Origin of the sequence: uncultured Faecalibacterium sp. (assembly GCF_900066275.1) — a bacterium.
GTDB classification, from domain to species: Bacteria; Bacillota; Clostridia; order Oscillospirales; family Ruminococcaceae; genus Faecalibacterium; species Faecalibacterium taiwanense.
Genome location: NZ_FMFG01000004.1, coordinates 4,646 through 20,778 on the forward strand (window position 1 = coordinate 4,646; position 16,133 = coordinate 20,778).

The 16,133-nt window shown below is 59.8% G+C and carries 12 protein-coding genes; all 12 read right to left on the minus strand.

The genetic code is table 11. The features are described 5' to 3' along the window. Positions 1–863, minus strand: an 863-nt coding sequence (locus QZL71_RS02515) for a cell division protein FtsX (RefSeq protein ID WP_294647620.1), incomplete at its 3' end; no start/stop codon positions are given. Beyond that, a complete protein-coding gene (gene ftsE, locus QZL71_RS02520; protein ID WP_097781588.1) occupies positions 860–1,627 on the minus strand; it encodes a cell division ATP-binding protein FtsE in 768 nt (255 codons plus the stop codon). The genes ftsE and QZL71_RS02515, both read right to left, overlap by 4 nt. 108 nt (positions 1,628–1,735) lie before the next feature. Then, a complete protein-coding gene (locus tag QZL71_RS02525) occupies positions 1,736–2,821 on the minus strand; it encodes a PucR family transcriptional regulator (RefSeq protein WP_005944450.1) in 1,086 nt (361 codons plus the stop codon). Positions 2,822–3,085: 264 nt separating this feature from the next. Next, positions 3,086–3,787, minus strand: coding sequence for a pseudouridine synthase (locus tag QZL71_RS02530; protein WP_294647621.1), 702 nt, complete (start codon positions 3,785–3,787; stop codon positions 3,086–3,088). Positions 3,788–4,038: 251 nt separating this feature from the next. Next, a complete protein-coding gene (purB, locus tag QZL71_RS02535) occupies positions 4,039–5,484 on the minus strand; it encodes an adenylosuccinate lyase (RefSeq protein WP_097775220.1) in 1,446 nt (481 codons plus the stop codon). 167 nt (positions 5,485–5,651) lie between these two features. Beyond that, positions 5,652–9,344, minus strand: a complete 3,693-nt coding sequence (locus QZL71_RS02540) for a phosphoribosylformylglycinamidine synthase (protein ID WP_294647622.1) — start codon at positions 9,342–9,344, stop codon at positions 5,652–5,654. Positions 9,345–9,546: 202 nt separating this feature from the next. Beyond that, a complete protein-coding gene (purD, locus tag QZL71_RS02545) occupies positions 9,547–10,851 on the minus strand; it encodes a phosphoribosylamine--glycine ligase (protein ID WP_294647624.1) in 1,305 nt (434 codons plus the stop codon). Positions 10,852–10,865: 14 nt separating this feature from the next. Beyond that, positions 10,866–12,047: a phosphoribosylaminoimidazolecarboxamide formyltransferase gene (locus tag QZL71_RS02550; RefSeq protein ID WP_097775217.1), complete on the minus strand. Its 1,182-nt coding sequence runs from the start codon at positions 12,045–12,047 to the stop codon at positions 10,866–10,868. Positions 12,048–12,076: 29 nt separating this feature from the next. Next, positions 12,077–12,883, minus strand: a complete 807-nt coding sequence (locus QZL71_RS02555; protein ID WP_097775216.1) for an IMP cyclohydrolase — start codon at positions 12,881–12,883, stop codon at positions 12,077–12,079. A 120-nt stretch (positions 12,884–13,003) separates the two neighbouring features. Further along, positions 13,004–13,600: a phosphoribosylglycinamide formyltransferase gene (gene purN / locus QZL71_RS02560; protein WP_005944461.1), complete on the minus strand. Its 597-nt coding sequence runs from the start codon at positions 13,598–13,600 to the stop codon at positions 13,004–13,006. After that, positions 13,594–14,640, minus strand: coding sequence for a phosphoribosylformylglycinamidine cyclo-ligase (gene purM, locus QZL71_RS02565; RefSeq protein ID WP_097775215.1), 1,047 nt, complete (start codon positions 14,638–14,640; stop codon positions 13,594–13,596). Before purM ends, purN begins: the two co-directional genes overlap by 7 nt. A 4-nt stretch (positions 14,641–14,644) precedes the next feature. Continuing rightward, positions 14,645–16,123 carry an amidophosphoribosyltransferase gene (gene purF / locus QZL71_RS02570; RefSeq protein WP_097775214.1) on the minus strand — a complete coding sequence of 493 codons (1,479 nt, stop codon included), beginning with the start codon at positions 16,121–16,123 and terminating at the stop codon, positions 14,645–14,647. Positions 16,124–16,133 lie beyond the last annotated feature (10 nt).

Here is a 16,133-nt window from a genome sequence, read left to right on the forward strand (position 1 = left end):
CCCACAACGGCACCGCCGATGAGGCTGTACGGGATGATAGTGGACCAGACGGCGCTCACCGGCACCAGTGCCTGACCCATGATCATTTCCCACACGCCGCCCAGACCGTCGGAGGCCTGCACCATGTAGGAGTAGCCGCCCAGACTGATCGCTGCAGTGAGCACGCCGGAGATCAGGCCCATGGCCAGACCTTCCACAACGAAGGGCAGAGTGACCAGACCGTTGGTGGCGCCCACATACTTCATGATCTCAATTTCGCGGCGGCGCGCAAACACGCTCAGGCGGATGGTGCTGCCCACCGTGATGATGCTGACGACCATCAGCACCATCACGATGCCGCGGCCCACTTTGGTAACAGAGCGCTGCACCTGCACAAAGACGTTGGTCATTTCCACCGGGGCGGTAACGCTGTACACGCCCTGAATGGCCTGCATCTGCTTGCTCATGCTCTCCATCTGGCTCAGATCCGCGATGGAAACGCGGTAGTTGGCCTTGAAGGGGTTGTCATTTTCAAACTCATCCCACAGGGAGGAGTAATCTTCCATGTAATTGCGGTAGGTGTTCAGCACGTCCTGCTTGGAGACGAACTGCACATTGGTCACGCCGGGCATTGCCGCCAGCTTTTCGCCCACGGCCTGCGCAGTGGCATCATCACACTCCGGGTCCAGATAGACCACGGTCTCGTTCTGGCTGCCCAGATAGTTCACCATGCTGTCCACGTTCACCTCGGCAAGGCTTGCAAAGGTGTTCAGGGTCATACAGACACTGAGGGACAGGATGCACACAAAGGTCATGGCCCAGTGCTTGCCCAGATTGCGGATACCGCGCCGGACCAGAAAAAAGAAGGTAGAAGGTCTCATCATACGGTGGCCGCCTCCTTTTCTGCGGTGTCAGCAGGTTCCAGCTCGGTCTCGAACAGGCGTTCTTTGCGCTCTGCGCGTGCGCGGATGGCTTCCTTGTCGGCAGGCACATCCGAAATGATGCGGCCCTTTTTCAGGGTGACGACGCGCTGGTGGAACTGGCGCACCAGCTCGTGCTCATGGGTAACGACCACCACGGTGATGCCCGTTTCGCTCACCCGCTCCAGCAGCTCCATCATTTCCAGGCTCAATTCCGGGTCGATGTTGCCGGTGGGCTCGTCCGCAATGACCAGCTTGGGGCCGTGGGCAAGGGCGCGGGCCACAGCCACGCGCTGCTGTTCACCGCCGGAAAGGGTGTCCGGATAGGCCTTGGCCTTATCCTCCAGATGCACCAGCTCCAGCATGTACTCCACACGGTCGCTGATCTCCCGGCGCTTGACGTTGGTCACATGCATGGCAAAGGCGATGTTTTCGTACACAGTCATGGTGGGGATCAGCCGGAAATCCTGAAAGATAATGCCCATCTGACGGCGCAGATACGGCACCTGATGGCGGTGCAGGCTGGCAACATCCTTGCCCAGAACGGTCACCTTGCCCTCACTGGGCAGCTCTTCGCGCAGCAGCAGCTTGAGCAGGGTGGATTTGCCTGCGCCGGAATGGCCCAGCAGGAACACGAACTCGCCGTCGTCCACATGGAGGTTGATATCGTCCAGTGCCAGCGGTCCGCCCCGTTTATATTCCTTGGAAACGTGTTCTAAATCGATCATAGGGTAATATTAGCTCCTGACATTAAAATCTGTTTTCACAGCAAAAAGAACCGGCCAGCATCGGTTTCGAGCGGCCGGTTCTGCACTGCAGGCAGAGCCTGCAGCTTATTAGTATTTGGCCGGATTGTTGGACAGGTACTTCTTGACCATCAGTGCTACCTTAAAGACGATAGCATCGTCGAACTCACGCAGATCCAGGCCAGTCAGCTTTTTGATCTTTTCCAGACGATACACCAGCGTGTTGCGGTGCACAAACAGGCCGCGGCTGGTTTCAGACACATTCAGGTTATTCTCGAAGAAACGCTGGATGGTGAACAGGGTCTCCTGATCCAGGCTTTCGATGCTGCCCTGCTTGAACACCTCGCGCAGGAACATCTCGCACACGGTGGTGGGCAGCTGATAGATCAGGCGTGCAATGCCCAGATTATCGTAGCGGATGATCTGCTTTTCGGTGTCGAACACCTTGCTCACTTCCATGGCGATCTGTGCTTCCTTAAAGGAGGTAGCCAGATCCTTCACGTTGGAGATGGGGGTGCCGATGCCCACCACAGCCTTGATGTAATGCTCGCCGGACAGGGTATCCACGATGCTGGCAGCCAGCTTTTCCATATCGGTGCGGTCGATGCCCTTGCGGATCTCCTTGACCAGCACGGTATCCGTCTCGCTGATATTGAACACAAAGTCCTTCTGCTTGTCGGGGAACAGGCTGCTGACCACATCGTAGGCGGAGATATCGCCGCCGCTGGTAACACGCACGATGAACACCACGCGGGAAACATCGGTGGCAAAGTGCAGCTCACGGGCCTTGGCATAGATATCGCCGGGCAGGATGTTATCCAGCACCACATTCTTGATAAAGTTGGACTTATCAAACTTTTCGTCGTGGTACTGCTTGATGCTCTGCAGGCTGATGGACAGCATGGCGGCAAACTGACCAGCCGTCTCGTCCACGCCTTCCACGAATACTGCATAATCATTATGCTTGGCGCTGGAGAACTGCTGATAGGTGTAGCCATCGCGCACAAAGCGGTCGCCCGCGGTCAGACGCTCCGCCATGAAACCCTCGCGCACCTCGCCGATCAGGTTCAGTTCCGAGCAGGAAATAACAGCGCCGGTCTCATCCACCACGCCGACCACCCGGTTGATCGCGTCTTTCATCTGGTAGATCACGCTTTGAAATACTCTATTGGCCATAATGGATACCCCTTTTCCTCGTTTGTGCAAACCGCAGCGGCAGCCGGTCGTGATTTTTAACAATTTAGCTGCATTACATTTTATATTTTACACAAAAGAATTTACTTTTGCAACATATTTCAACAAAAAAGATAGTTTTTTCTTGTGAATATTATCTTCAGGGGCCATTCTGAACCAAAAAAGTGCCTTTTTGCGTGGTTCTGCCCCCTATTCTACCGGAAAAATGTGTTGCTTTTTTGAAATTCGGGTGAAAAGCCGACCCTGTCAGCTGGAAATTTTTGACACTTCTTTGGCAGAAAGCTCCCGCCACTGGCCCGGTGCAAGGGCCGGGTCGAGTGCAAGGCCGCCGATGGCATCCCGGTGCAGGCCGTTCACGCCTGCGCCATACACGCCGAACATCCGCTTGATCTGGTGGTATACGCCCTGCTTGAGCACCACCCGCACAGTGCAGCCATCGGCAGAAAGGGCCGTGACCTCCGCAGGCGAAAGTGCGGTGCCGTCGGCAAGGGTCACGCCCGCCGCAAAGCCGGTGCGCATCTGCTCGGTCAGCGGCGTGTCCAACACCACGGTGTAAGTCTTGGAGACGTGGCGCTTTGGAGCAAGGATGTCGTGGGCAAAGGTGCCGTCATCGGTCAGCAGCACAAAGCCGGTGCTGGTCTTGTCCAGCCTTCCCGCCGGGAACAGCTGCCGCCGCGGGTAGGCATCCCCCACCAGATCGACCACGGTGGTGTCACGCTTGTCCGTGGAAGCGCTCACCACGCCCTCGGGCTTGTTGAGCATGATGTACACGAACTGCTGATAGCTGAGCGCCCTGCCATCCACAGCCACAGTGTCACTTTCTTTGAGCTGGGTGTCTCCTTTTTTGCAGACAGCACCGTTCACCTGCACCCGCCCTTTGGAAAGCAGCGCCTTAGCCTCGCTGCGGGTGCACTGGGCCGTCTCGGCTAAGTATTTATCCAATCGCATATGCGGTTCTCCTTTGTTGATGATGCTCCCAGTGTAGCATGACAGCGGATTTTTCTCAAGGGGGGACAGGCATCAAAAAAGGCCGCCGCCTTTCGGCGACGACCTTTTAATATTTACTGCAGCTACCCGGCAGGACGGCAGGAAGTTTCTCCAGCGAATGTCCTGGGGGTGGGACCCTGCCGCCGCAGGCGGTAGGGCGGGACTGGAGTCCCGGGCTGTTCGCGGAGAAAGCTCCCTGATGGCCTGCCCTATTACACGCTCAGGGATGCGTGCTGCTCCACGGCATCGGGGTTAGCATCGAAGATGGGCTTGAGCACATTGGCGATGAACTCCTCCACCTGCTGCGGTGCACGGCCCACAAAGTTCTCCGGCACAAGGCCCGCCACGATCTCCTCGCGGGTCAGGCCAAAGGCAGGGTCGGCAGCAATACGGTCCACCATATCGTTGGGCAGGCCCTCTTCCTTGACCTGCTTGCCGGCGGCGATGGCGTGCTGGCGCAGACGCTCGTGCAGCTCCTGACGGTTGCCGCCCTTTTCCACAGCCTGCATCATGATGTTCTCGCTGGCCATGAAGGGCAGCTCTGCCATCAGACGGCTGCGCACCACCTTGGGATACACCACGATGCCGTCGGTGACGTTGAGCATGATGTTCAGGATAGCGTCGGTGGCAAGGAAGCCCTCAGCCATGGCGACACGCTTGTTGGCGCTGTCGTCCAGCGTGCGCTCAAACCACTGGGTGCCGGTGGTGAAGCTGGGGTTCAGCACATCCACCATCAGGTAGCGGCTCAGTGCGCAGATACGCTCGCAGCGCATGGGGTTGCGCTTGTAAGGCATGGCGGAGGAACCGATCTGGTTCTTTTCAAACGGCTCTTCCATCTCCTTGAAGTTAGCCAGCAGACGCAGGTCGGTGGCAAACTTCATGCAGCTCTGGCCAATGCCGGCAAGGGCGTTCAGGATGAAGGCATCCACCTTGCGGCTGTAGGTCTGGCCGGACACGGGGATGACCGCTTCGGGCGCAAAGCCCATCTCCTTGGCGATGGAAGCATCCACGGCGCGGATCTTATCGGCATCGCCCTTGAACAGCTCCATAAAGGAAGCCTGCGTGCCGGTGGTACCCTTGACACCGCGCAGTTGCAGAACAGCAAGACGGTGGTCGATCTCCTGCAGGTCCATCACCAGCTCGTTGGCCCACAGGGTGGCGCGCTTGCCCACGGTGGTGGGCTGAGCGGGCTGGCAGTGAGTGTAGGCCATGCAGGGCATGTCCTTGTATTCCTCGGCGAAGCGGCCCAGCTTTGCCAACACACCGATCAGCTTTTTGCGCACCAGTTCCAGACCCTGACGCATCACGATGATGTCGGTGTTGTCGCCCACATAGCAGCTGGTGGCACCCAGATGGATGATGCCGGCCGCCTTGGGGCACTGCTGGCCGTAGGCGTACACATGGCTCATCACGTCGTGGCGCACCAGCTTTTCGCGCTCGATGGCCACTTCATAGTTGATATCGTCCACATGGGCTTCCAGCTCAGCCACCATATCGGGGGTGATGTTGGTCAGGCCCTGCTCCATTTCAGCCCGGGCCAGCGCCACCCACAGGCGGCGCCATGTGCGGAACTTATTATCGTCCGAGAAGATATACTGCATCTCGTCCGAGGAATAGCGGGTGGAAAAGGGGCTGATATAACGATCATGCTGAGACATTGATTGTTTCCTCCTGAAAATAACCCTCTCAGTCTCGCTTTGCTCGCCAGCTCCCCCGAGGGGGGAGCTTTTTGCGCTCTGCCGGTCAGCACCAGAAAGCCTCCCCCTTTTTCGGGGGAGGTGGCACGCCGCAGGCGTGACGGAGAGGGTTTTTCTCTATTCTACCATCAAATCTTGAAATAGTCCACGCCGCCCTCAAAGATCGGCTGATATTTGTCACCGGTAACGTTCTTGTACAGGTACTCGCCGCTGCGCTCCGAGTGGCCCATCTTGCCGAACACACGACCATCCGGGCTGGTGATGCCTTCGATCGCCAGCACAGAGCCGTTGGGGTTATAGCTCTGATCCATGGTGGGGTTGCCCTCGATGTCCACATACTGGGTGGCGATCTGGCCATTCTTCATGAGGGTGTCCAGCACCTCCTGCGGAGCCACGAAGCGGCCCTCGCCGTGGCTGATGGCAACGGTGAACTGTTCGCCCACCTCGCACTTGGACAGCCACGGACTGCCGGTGGATGCAATGCGGGTGCGCACCAGCATGCTCTGGTGGCGGCCGATGGTGTTGAAGGTCAGGGTGGGATCGTAAGCGGTGATGGGGCGGATATCGCCGTAGGGGACCAGACCCAGCTTGATGAGGGCCTGGAAGCCGTTGCAGATGCCCAGCATCAGGCCGTCGCGCTGCTGCAGCAGACGGCGCACCGCCTCGGTGACTTCCGGGTTGCGGAAGAAGGATGCAATGAACTTTGCGCTGCCGTCCGGCTCATCGCCGCCGGAGAAGCCGCCGGGCAGCATGACGATCTGGCTGTTATCGATGGCCTTGACCAGTGCCTTGCAGCTCTCGGCCACGTCGGCGGGGGTCAGGTTGCGGATGACCAGGATCTCCGGGTCGGCACCGGCGCGGGCAAAGGCCTTGGCGGTGTCGTACTCGCAGTTGGTGCCCGGGAACACCGGAATGATGACCTTGGGCTTTGCCACACCGATCTTGGGTGCGGCGGGTGCGGTCAGCTTGCCGTTGATCTTTTCCACGGTGGGGCCTGCCTTGCGGTAGGGGTACACCGGCTCCAGCTTGCCTTCCCAGATCTCCTGCAGCTGGGCCATATCCAGCTTTTCGCCGCAGGCTTCAAAGACGTATTCCTTGGTGGTCTCGCCCAGGATCTCACCGGCGGGCGAATCGGACACCATTTCCAGAACGATGGAGCCATACATGGGCTGGAACATCTCATGGGTGGTCTTATCCGCGCGCATCTTGAAGCCGATGTGGTTGCCAAGGCCCATCTTGAACAGAGCCTCGGCAATGCCGCCGTAGCCCACAGAGCAGGCGGATGCCACCATGCCCTCTTCGATCATGTCCTCCACGATCTTGTAGTTGGCCTTCAGGGAGAAGAAGTTGGGGCAGCCGGTCTCGGAGTCGATGATGGGCCGGATGAGCACCACCGTGCTCTCCGGCTTCTTGAATTCGGTGGACACCACCTTGTTTGCCTTGCCGATGGCAGTTGCAAAGGAGACCAGCGTGGGAGGCACATCCAGCTTTTCAAAGGAGCCGGACATACTGTCCTTGCCGCCGATGGATGCAATGCCCAGACCCATCTGAGCATCCAGTGCACCCAGCAGAGCGGCCAGCGGCTTGCCCCAGCGCTCCGGGGCGGTGCCCAGACGCTCGAAATATTCCTGGAAGGTGAGGTAAGCATCCTCATAGCGGAAGCCGGAGGCCACCAGCTTGGTAACGCTCTCAATGACAGCCATCTGAGCGCCCTTGTACTGGTCTGCGCTCATCAGGAAGGGGTTGAAGCCCCATGCCATGCCGGAGCAGGTGCTGGTCTCGCCGTCCACCGGCAGCTTTGCCACCATGGCGTTCTGCGGGGTCAGCTGATAGGCACCGCCAAAGGGCATGAGCACAGTGGCGGCACCAATGGTGGAGTCGAACCGCTCAGACAGGCCCTTCTTGCTGCAGATGTTCAAATCGCCCACCATGTTCTTCATCTTCTGGCTGAAGGTCAGGCCCTCCCACTGGGGCTGCCAGACCGTGGCCTTTTCCACATGGACCTTCTGGTGCTTCTCGGCACCGTTGGAGTTCAGGAACTCGCGGCTGATGTTCACGATGGACATGCCGTTCCACACCATGTTCAGGCGGGGCTCAGCCGTTACCTTTGCCACCGGAGTGGCCTCAAGGTTCTCTTCGTTGGCGAGAGCAATGAACTTGTCCACGTCCTCGGGGGCCAGCGCCACAGCCATGCGCTCCTGGCTCTCGCTGATGGCCAGCTCGGTGCCGTCCAGACCCTCGTACTTCTTGGTGACCTTGTTCAGGTCGATGTACAGGCCGTCGGCCAGCTCACCGATGGCAACGGACACACCGCCTGCACCAAAGTCGTTGCAGCGCTTGATCATCCTGCAGGCATCCTCGCGGCGGAACAGGCGCTGCAGCTTGCGCTCGATGGGAGCATTGCCCTTCTGCACCTCGGCACCGCAGTGCTCAAGGCTGTCCAGCTTGTGGGCCTTGGAGGAGCCGGTAGCACCGCCCACACCATCACGGCCGGTGCGGCCGCCCAGCAGAACGATGACATCGCCGGGGGCGGGGCACTCGCGGCGGACGTGGGAAGCGGGGGTAGCGCCTACAACGGCGCCGATCTCCATACGCTTTGCCACATAGCCGGGGTGATAGATCTCGTCCACCTGACCGGTAGCAAGACCGATCTGGTTGCCGTAGGAGGAATAGCCTGCGGCAGCAGTGGTCACCAGCTTGCGCTGGGGCAGCTTGCCGGGCAACGTCTCACTGACCGGCTTGAGCGGGTCGCCTGCGCCGGTGACGCGCATGGCCTGATAGACGTAGCTGCGGCCGGACAGCGGGTCACGGATGGCACCGCCGATGCAGGTAGCTGCACCGCCGAAGGGCTCGATCTCGGTGGGATGGTTGTGGGTCTCGTTCTTGAACAGGAACAGCCAGTCCTCATCCTTACCGTTCACATCGCACTTGATCTTGACGGTGCAGGCGTTGATCTCGTCGGACTCGTCCAGATTTTTCAGGATGCCCTGCTTCTTCAGCTCCTTGGCACCGATGGTGGCAAGGTCCATCATGCAGCGGGGCTTGTTCTCGCGGCCCAGATCGGCGCGCATGGCCATGTAGCGGTCAAAGGCCTTCTGCACCACGGCATCGTCGATCTGCACATCGTCCAGAATGGTGCCGAAGGTGGTGTGGCGGCAGTGATCGGACCAGTAGGTGTCGATCATCTTGATCTCGGTGATGGTGGGGTCGCGGTGCTCCGAGCGGAAATACTTCTGGCAGAACTCGATATCGCCAAGATCCATGGCAAGGCCGTTGTCCGCAATGAACTTTTTCAGCTGCTCTTCGTCCAGCTGGTTGAAGCCCTCCAGCACCTTGACCGGGGCGGGCACAGGGTACTCCATTTTCAGGGTCTGCTTGGTGTCCAGCGAAGCCTCGCGGGCCTCCACCGGGTTGATGACGTATTTCTTGATCTCGGCCACCTGCTCGTCAGTCAGGGTGCCTTCCAGCAGATAGACGCGGGCAGAGCGCACCAGCGGGCGCTCGCCCTGACTGATGAGCTGGATGCACTCAGCAGCGGAGTCTGCGCGCTGGTCGAACTGGCCGGGCAGATACTCCACTGCAAAGGACACGCCGTCGCTGGCGGGCAGCTCGGCATAGGTGTTATCCACCGGCGGCTCACTGAACACGGTGTTTGCACACTGGTTGAACAGTTCTTCGTCGATGCCTTCCACATCGTAGCGGTTCAGCAGACGCAGACCGGTAAGCGACTGGATGCCCAGCAGGCTGGTGAGCTCATTTTTCAGGCCCGTGGCTTCCACATCGAAGCCGGGCTTTTTTTCCACATAAATACGATAGACCATTGGGTAGGTTCCCCCTTTGTATTCTTTGAACCGACCCTCTCAGTCACGGCTTACGCCGTGCCAGCTCCCCCGAAAGGGGGAGCTTTTTCTGCTGGCGGAAAGTACCGCGTTCGATGGCAAACCTAGGCTTGCCCATTTTCCCGCATAAAGCTCCCCCTTCGGGGGAGCTGTCGCCGCCAGGCGACTGAGAGGGTTTTCTTTCTTACTGCTTCTCTGCCAGTGCCTTCAGGGCTCGCAGGCCGATATCGCTGCGCTTGTGCAGCTTTTCAAAGCTGATCTTATCTGCCGCCTCATAGGCATGGCTCAGCGCATTGGTCAGCCGCGGGCCGGTAGCGGTGACACCCAGCACACGGCCGCCGGCCGTGACAAGGGTGCCATCCTCGGTGATGGCGGTGCCGGAGTGGTAGACCGTCACATTCTCCTCGCCGGGCAGCTGGCCGTCCACAAGGCCTGTGATGGGCTTGCCCTTCTCGTAAGCCACCGGGTAGCCGCCGGAAGCCAGAATGACGCAGGCGGCAGCGCCGTCCGAGAACTTGACCTCCTCGTTTTCCAGCGTGCCGTTGGTGCAGGCCTGCATGATGTGCAGCAGGTCGCCTTCCAGCAGGGGCAGCACCACCTGCGTTTCGGGGTCACCAAAGCGGCAGTTGTACTCGATGACCTTCGGGCCGTCCGGGGTGAGCATCAGGCCGAAGTAGAGGCAGCCCTTGAAGGGGCATCCCTCGGCGTTCATGGCCTTGATGGTGGGCAGGAAAATTTTCTCCATGCACTCAGCGGCCACTTCCGGGGTGTAGTAGGGGTTGGGAGCAATGGTGCCCATGCCGCCGGTGTTCAGGCCGGTGTCGTGGTCGTTGGCACGCTTGTGGTCCATGCTGGACACCATGGGCTTGACCACCTTGCCGTCCGTAAAGCTCAGCACACTGACCTCGGGGCCGGTGAGGAATTCCTCCACCACCACATGGTTGCCGGATGCGCCGAATTTCTTATCCAGCATGATCTCCTTCACGCCGTCCGCAGCCTGCTGCTCGTTTTCGCAGATCAGCACGCCCTTGCCCAGTGCCAGACCGTCGGCCTTGATGACCACCGGGTACTTGCCCTCGGCCTTGATGTACTCCATGACCTTGGCGGGGTCGTCAAAGGTCTCGTACTTTGCGGTGGGGATGCCGTACTTCTTCATCAGGTCCTTGGAGAACACCTTGGAGGCTTCGATGCGGGCAGCGGCCTTATCCGGGCCAAAGGCCGGGATGCCCACTGCTGCCAGCGCATCCACCATGCCCAGAGCCAGCGGATCGTCCTGCGCCACCACAACGTAATCGAACTTTTCTTCTACAGCAAAGCCCACCATGGTGTCCACATCGGTAGACTTGATGTTTTTGCACTTTGCGTCATAGCTGATGCCGCCGTTGCCGGGTGCGCACCAGATCTCGCCGCAGTCAGGGCTCTTTTTCAGTGCCTTGATGATGGCGTGCTCGCGGCCGCCGCCGCCCACTACCAGAATTTTTTTGCTCATTTTTACACCTTCTCTTAGTGATGGAACAGCCGCAGGCCGCAGAAGGCCATTGCAATGCCGTACTTGTTGCAGGTGTCAATGACCTGCTGGTCGCGGATGGAGCCGCCGGGCTGCACGATGGCGGTCACGCCGGAGCGGCGGGCACGCTCGATGTTGTCGCCGAAGGGGAAGAAGGCATCCGAGCCAAGGCACACGCCGGTCACCTTGCTGAGATATTCCTTCTTTTCCTCAGCGGTCAGCGGGGCGGGCTGCTCGGTAAAGGTCTCGGCCCACACATCGTCGCCAATCACATCCTCGGGCGTATCGCCGATGTAAACATCAATGGCGTTGTCGCGGTTGGGCTTTGCCACATCGTCGCGGAAGGGCAGGTTGAGCACCTTATCCATGTGGCGCAGCTGCCAGTTGTCGGCCTTCTGGCCTGCCAGACGGGTGCAGTGGATGCGGCTCTGCTGGCCTGCGCCCACACCGATGGTCTGTCCATGATAGGTGTAGCACACGCTGTTGGACTGAGTATACTTCAGGGTGATGAGTGCAATGACCAGATCACGCTTCTGCTCCTCGGTCACGTCCTTGTTCTCGGTGACCCAGTTGTTCAGCATGGTGTCGGCGTTGATGACCAGCTCGTTGCGGCCCTGCTCAAAGGTGATGCCGTACACCTGCTTGTGCTCGATGGGAGCGGGCTTGTAGGCCGGGTCGATGGCGACCACATTGTAGTTGCCCTTTTTCTTGCCGGACAGGATAGCCAGTGCCTCCGGCTCGTAGCCCGGGGCGATGATGCCGTCGGACACCTCGTGCTGGATCAGCTTTGCGGTGGGCACATCGCAGATGTCCGAAAGGGCGATCCAGTCGCCAAAGGAGGACATGCGGTCCGCACCGCGTGCACGGGCATAGGCATTTGCCAGCGGCGACAGCTCCATATCCGGGGCAATGTGGTACATTTTGCGTTCCACATCGGTCAGGGGCAGCCCCAGCGCTGCGCCTGCCGGGGAAACGTGCTTGAAGGAAGCTGCTGCGGGCAGACCACAGGCAGCTTTCAGCTCCTTGACCAGCTGGATGGAGTTGAGCGCGTCCAGAAAATTGATGTAGCCGGGCTTGCCGTTCAGCACAGTGACCGGCAGGTCAGAGCCATCTTCCATATAAATGCGGCTGGGCTTCTGGTTGGGGTTGCAGCCGTACTTCAGTGCCAGTTCGTTCATTGGTGCATCCTCCTTATTTCTCTATTGTTTTAGTCCTGTTTTTCCTCTGCGTCAAGCTTTTTGAGCAGTTCCAGCTCTTCGGGCAGCAGCTCCGGCTCCTCGGGGTCGTCCAGATCGCTGCACACGGCATCGTACTTGTTAAAGATCATGTCGCCGGTCTCGCCGGAGTCCAGATCAATGACCCGGGCAAACAGGCTCACCTTGTTGTCCGGGTTCAGGCTGCTCCACAGACCCTGTGCAAAATCGCCGATGGTGCGGGGGCAGGCAAAGCGCAGCGGCTCACCCTCAAAGCTGGGGATGGGATTTCCGTTGTGCTTGTAGGTGCTGATGAAATGGCCCTCGCCTGCAACGGGCTGCGGGTAATCAAAGAAATAGCGCTGCACGCTGTCGCCATTGCCGTCCGCAGACTTGAGAATGCTCATCTGATAGCTGCCGTCGGCGTACACCACAGCGGAGATGCGGGGGGTGTAGTTGGGGCCGTCCGGCTCAAAGGTGCGGGTGCGCAGGGCATCGGCAAAGCTCTTACCCTGACTCATCAGGTCATAAATGGTATCGGTCTGGTCACCGTTGGTCACGATATGGGTCTTGCCCAGCGTCAGCACCGGATTGTAAATAATGAGGCTGGGGTCCTCCAGCTTTGCGGGGTCCGCTGCGATGGTGCAGATGCCGCCGCGCTCGGGCACGGGGTCAAACACGCGGTTGCGGCTGTTCTCGCTGCGGCCCATGATAAAGTAGCCAATGAACATCTGGCGGCCATCCGGAGCCATTGCCACAGCAATGCCGCGGCCGGGATACTCGTTGGATGCCAGATACTCGTTCAGGTTGATCTTTTCCATGTCAAATTCTCCTATTACGGAACTCCCCCAGTCGCCTGCGGCGACAGCCCCCTCGGAGAGGGAGCCTTGCCTCCCTCCTTGAGGGAGGTGGCACGCCGTCAGGCGTGACGGAAGGAGTTTTCACTCGATCTCTCCGCTGCACACCATAGCCACGGCCTTGGGCAGCAGCTTCCACTCGGCCTGCTCCATCACACGCTTCTGCAGCACCTCGGGGGTGTCGCCGGGCAGGATGTCCACGGCCTTCTGCAGCAGGATGGGCCCGCCGTCGCACTCTTCGTTCACGAAGTGGACGGTGGCACCGGTCACCTTACAACCCCGGGCCAGAGCCGCCTCATGCGGACGCAGACCGTACATGCCGGGCCCGCAGAAAGACGGGATGAGCGCCGGGTGCACATTCAGGATGCGGCGGGGATACGCTTCAATGACACTGGGCCCCAGCACGGACAGAAAGCCTGCCAGCACCACCAGATCGATGTTGTGGTCTTTCAACGTTTTCAGCAGAGCTGCGTCAAAATCCTCACTACTGGCGTAATCCTTGCGGCGCACCACGCAGCCTTCCACACCGGCCTTTGCGGCCCGTTCCAGCGCATAGACACCGGGCTTGGAGGCCACCACAAGGGTGATCCTGCCGTTGGGGTTCTCGCCCCGGGCTTCGCTGTCCAGCAGAGCCTGCAGGTTGGTGCCGCCGCCGGAGACTAAAACTGCAATGTTCAGCACAGCTCCACGCCCTCACCTTCTGCAATGACGCCCAGACGGTAAGCTTCCGGCTCGCCATTTGCGTGCAGGATGTCCAGTGCCTTGTCGGCCTGCTCTGCGGGGACGGTGAGCACCATGCCAACGCCCATGTTGAAGGTGTTGAACATATCGTGCTCGGAGATATTGCCGGTCTTCTGCATCAGCTGGAACAGAGCCGGGGTGCGGACATCTGCCTTGTTGATGCGTGCGCAGCAGCCCTTTTTCAGGCTGCGGGGAATGTTCTCGTAGAAGCCGCCGCCGGTGATGTGGGAAATGCCCTTCACATCCACCTCTTCCAGCACCTTGAGCACAGGCTTGACGTAGATCTTGGTGGGAGCCAGCAGGGCCTCGCCCAGCGTCTTGCCGCCCAGCTCTGCAGGGGCAGTGTGCAGCACATCGGGGTTTGCGTCAATGTCAAAGATCTTGCGCACCAGCGAGAAACCGTTGGAGTGCACACCGGTGGAAGGCAGGGCAAGGATCACATCACCGGCTGCCATGGTCTCGTTGCTCAGGATCTTTTCCTTATCCACGACACCCACGGTGAAACCGGCCAGATCGTACTCCTCCTCCGGCATCATGCCCGGGTGCTCGGCAGTCTCGCCGCCCACCAGAGAGCAGTCGGCCTGCACGCAGCCCTCAGCCACACCCTTGACGATCTCTGCGATCTTCTCGGGAATGTTGCGGCCGCAGGCGATGTAATCCAGGAACACCAGCGGCTTTGCACCGGCGCAGATGACATCGTTCACGCACATAGCCACGCAGTCGATGCCGATGGTATCGTGCTTGTCCATGATCATGGCAATTTTCAGCTTGGTGCCCACGCCGTCGGTGCCGGAGATCAGCACCGGGTGCTTGTAGCCGGTGCAGTCCAGCTCAAACAGGCCACCAAAGCCGCCCAGACCGCCAATGCAGTGCTCGTTCATGGTGCGGGCCACATACTGCTTCATCAGTTCAACAGAGCGATAACCGGCGGTGATATCCACACCAGCGGCTGCATAGCTTTCAGAATAGCTTTTTTCCATGGTCTTACTCTCCTAACTTTTTCTCGTCCTTGGGACGGTCGTTCAGGTGGCGTTCGTGAATATCGGTGGAAAGCACCTCGTCCGGCTTCACGGCATATTCGCCGGTAAAGCAGGCGGTGCAGAATCCGCATTTTGCGTTCTTTGTAAGCTGGACAACATGCTCAGTGGAAAGGTAGCCCAGCGTATCGGCCCCGATGACCTCATTGATCTGCTCGACCGTGCGGCCGGTGGCCACCAGCAGCTTCTGATCCGGGATGTCAGTGCCGAAGTAGCAGGGGTACTTGAACGGCGGGGCCGACACCATAAAGTGCACCTCGGTGGCACCGGCGTCCCGCAGCAGCTTGATGATGCGGGCAGAGGTGGTGCCGCGCACGATGGAGTCATCCACCAGCACCACGCGCTTGCCCTTGACCGTGCTGGAAACGACGTTCAGCTTGATGCGCACGCTGTTCTCGCGCTGCTTCTGACTGCCCTGAATGAAGGTGCGGCCGATGTACTTATTCTTAATAAAGCCGATGCCATAGGGGATGCCGCTCTCCTGTGAGTAGCCGAGAGCTGCATCCAGACCAGAATCCGGCACGCCGATGACCACGTCCGCTTCCACGGGGTGTTCCTGTGCAAGGAACCGGCCGGCCTGCTTGCGGGCCTCGTGCACCGAGCTGCCCTCGATGATGCTGTCCGGACGGGAGAAATAGATGAACTCAAACACGCACATCTGGGTGTCCGGCCGACCGCAGTGATCCTTGATGCTGCGCAGCTCACCGGTTTTTGCGTCTGCCACCACGATCTCGCCGGGCTCCACGTCCCGCAGCAGGGTGGCACCGGCAGCGTCCAGTGCACAGCTCTCACTGGCAAATACGTAGCCGCCGCCGGGCAGCGTGCCGATGCACAGGGGCCGGTAGCCGCGGGGGTCACGCACTGCAATGAGCTTGGTGGCCGACATGATCACCAAACTGTAGGCACCCTCCAGCACATCCATCGTCTTGCTGATGGCTGTCTCGATGCTGCCCATGCGCAGGCGGTTGCGGGTGATCAGGTAGCAGATCACCTCGGTATCGGAGGAGCCGTGGAAGATGGCACCTTCATTTTCCAGCTGGCGGCGCAGCTCGATGGCGTTGGTCAGGTTGCCGTTGTGGCACAGTGCCATGGTGCCGCGGCCGTGCCGGACGATCATGGGTTGTGCATTGGCGCGCACACGGCTGCCTGCCGTGGCGTAGCGCACGTGACCGGTAGCCATGTGCGCATTGGGGTTTGCCAGACTTGCCAGCACCGCCGGGGTGAACACCTCGTTCACAAGGCCGAGGTCGCGGTGGCCGTTGATCACGCCATCATCGTTCACGGCGATGCCGCAGCTCTCCTGACCACGGTGCTGCAGGGCATACAGAGCCGAGTAGGCCGCAGCGGCCACATCCTCGGTACCGGCACGGTCGTAAATGCCGAAAACGCCGCATTCTTCGTGCAGCGGATATGCAAAATCAGACATTGGTTCTCCT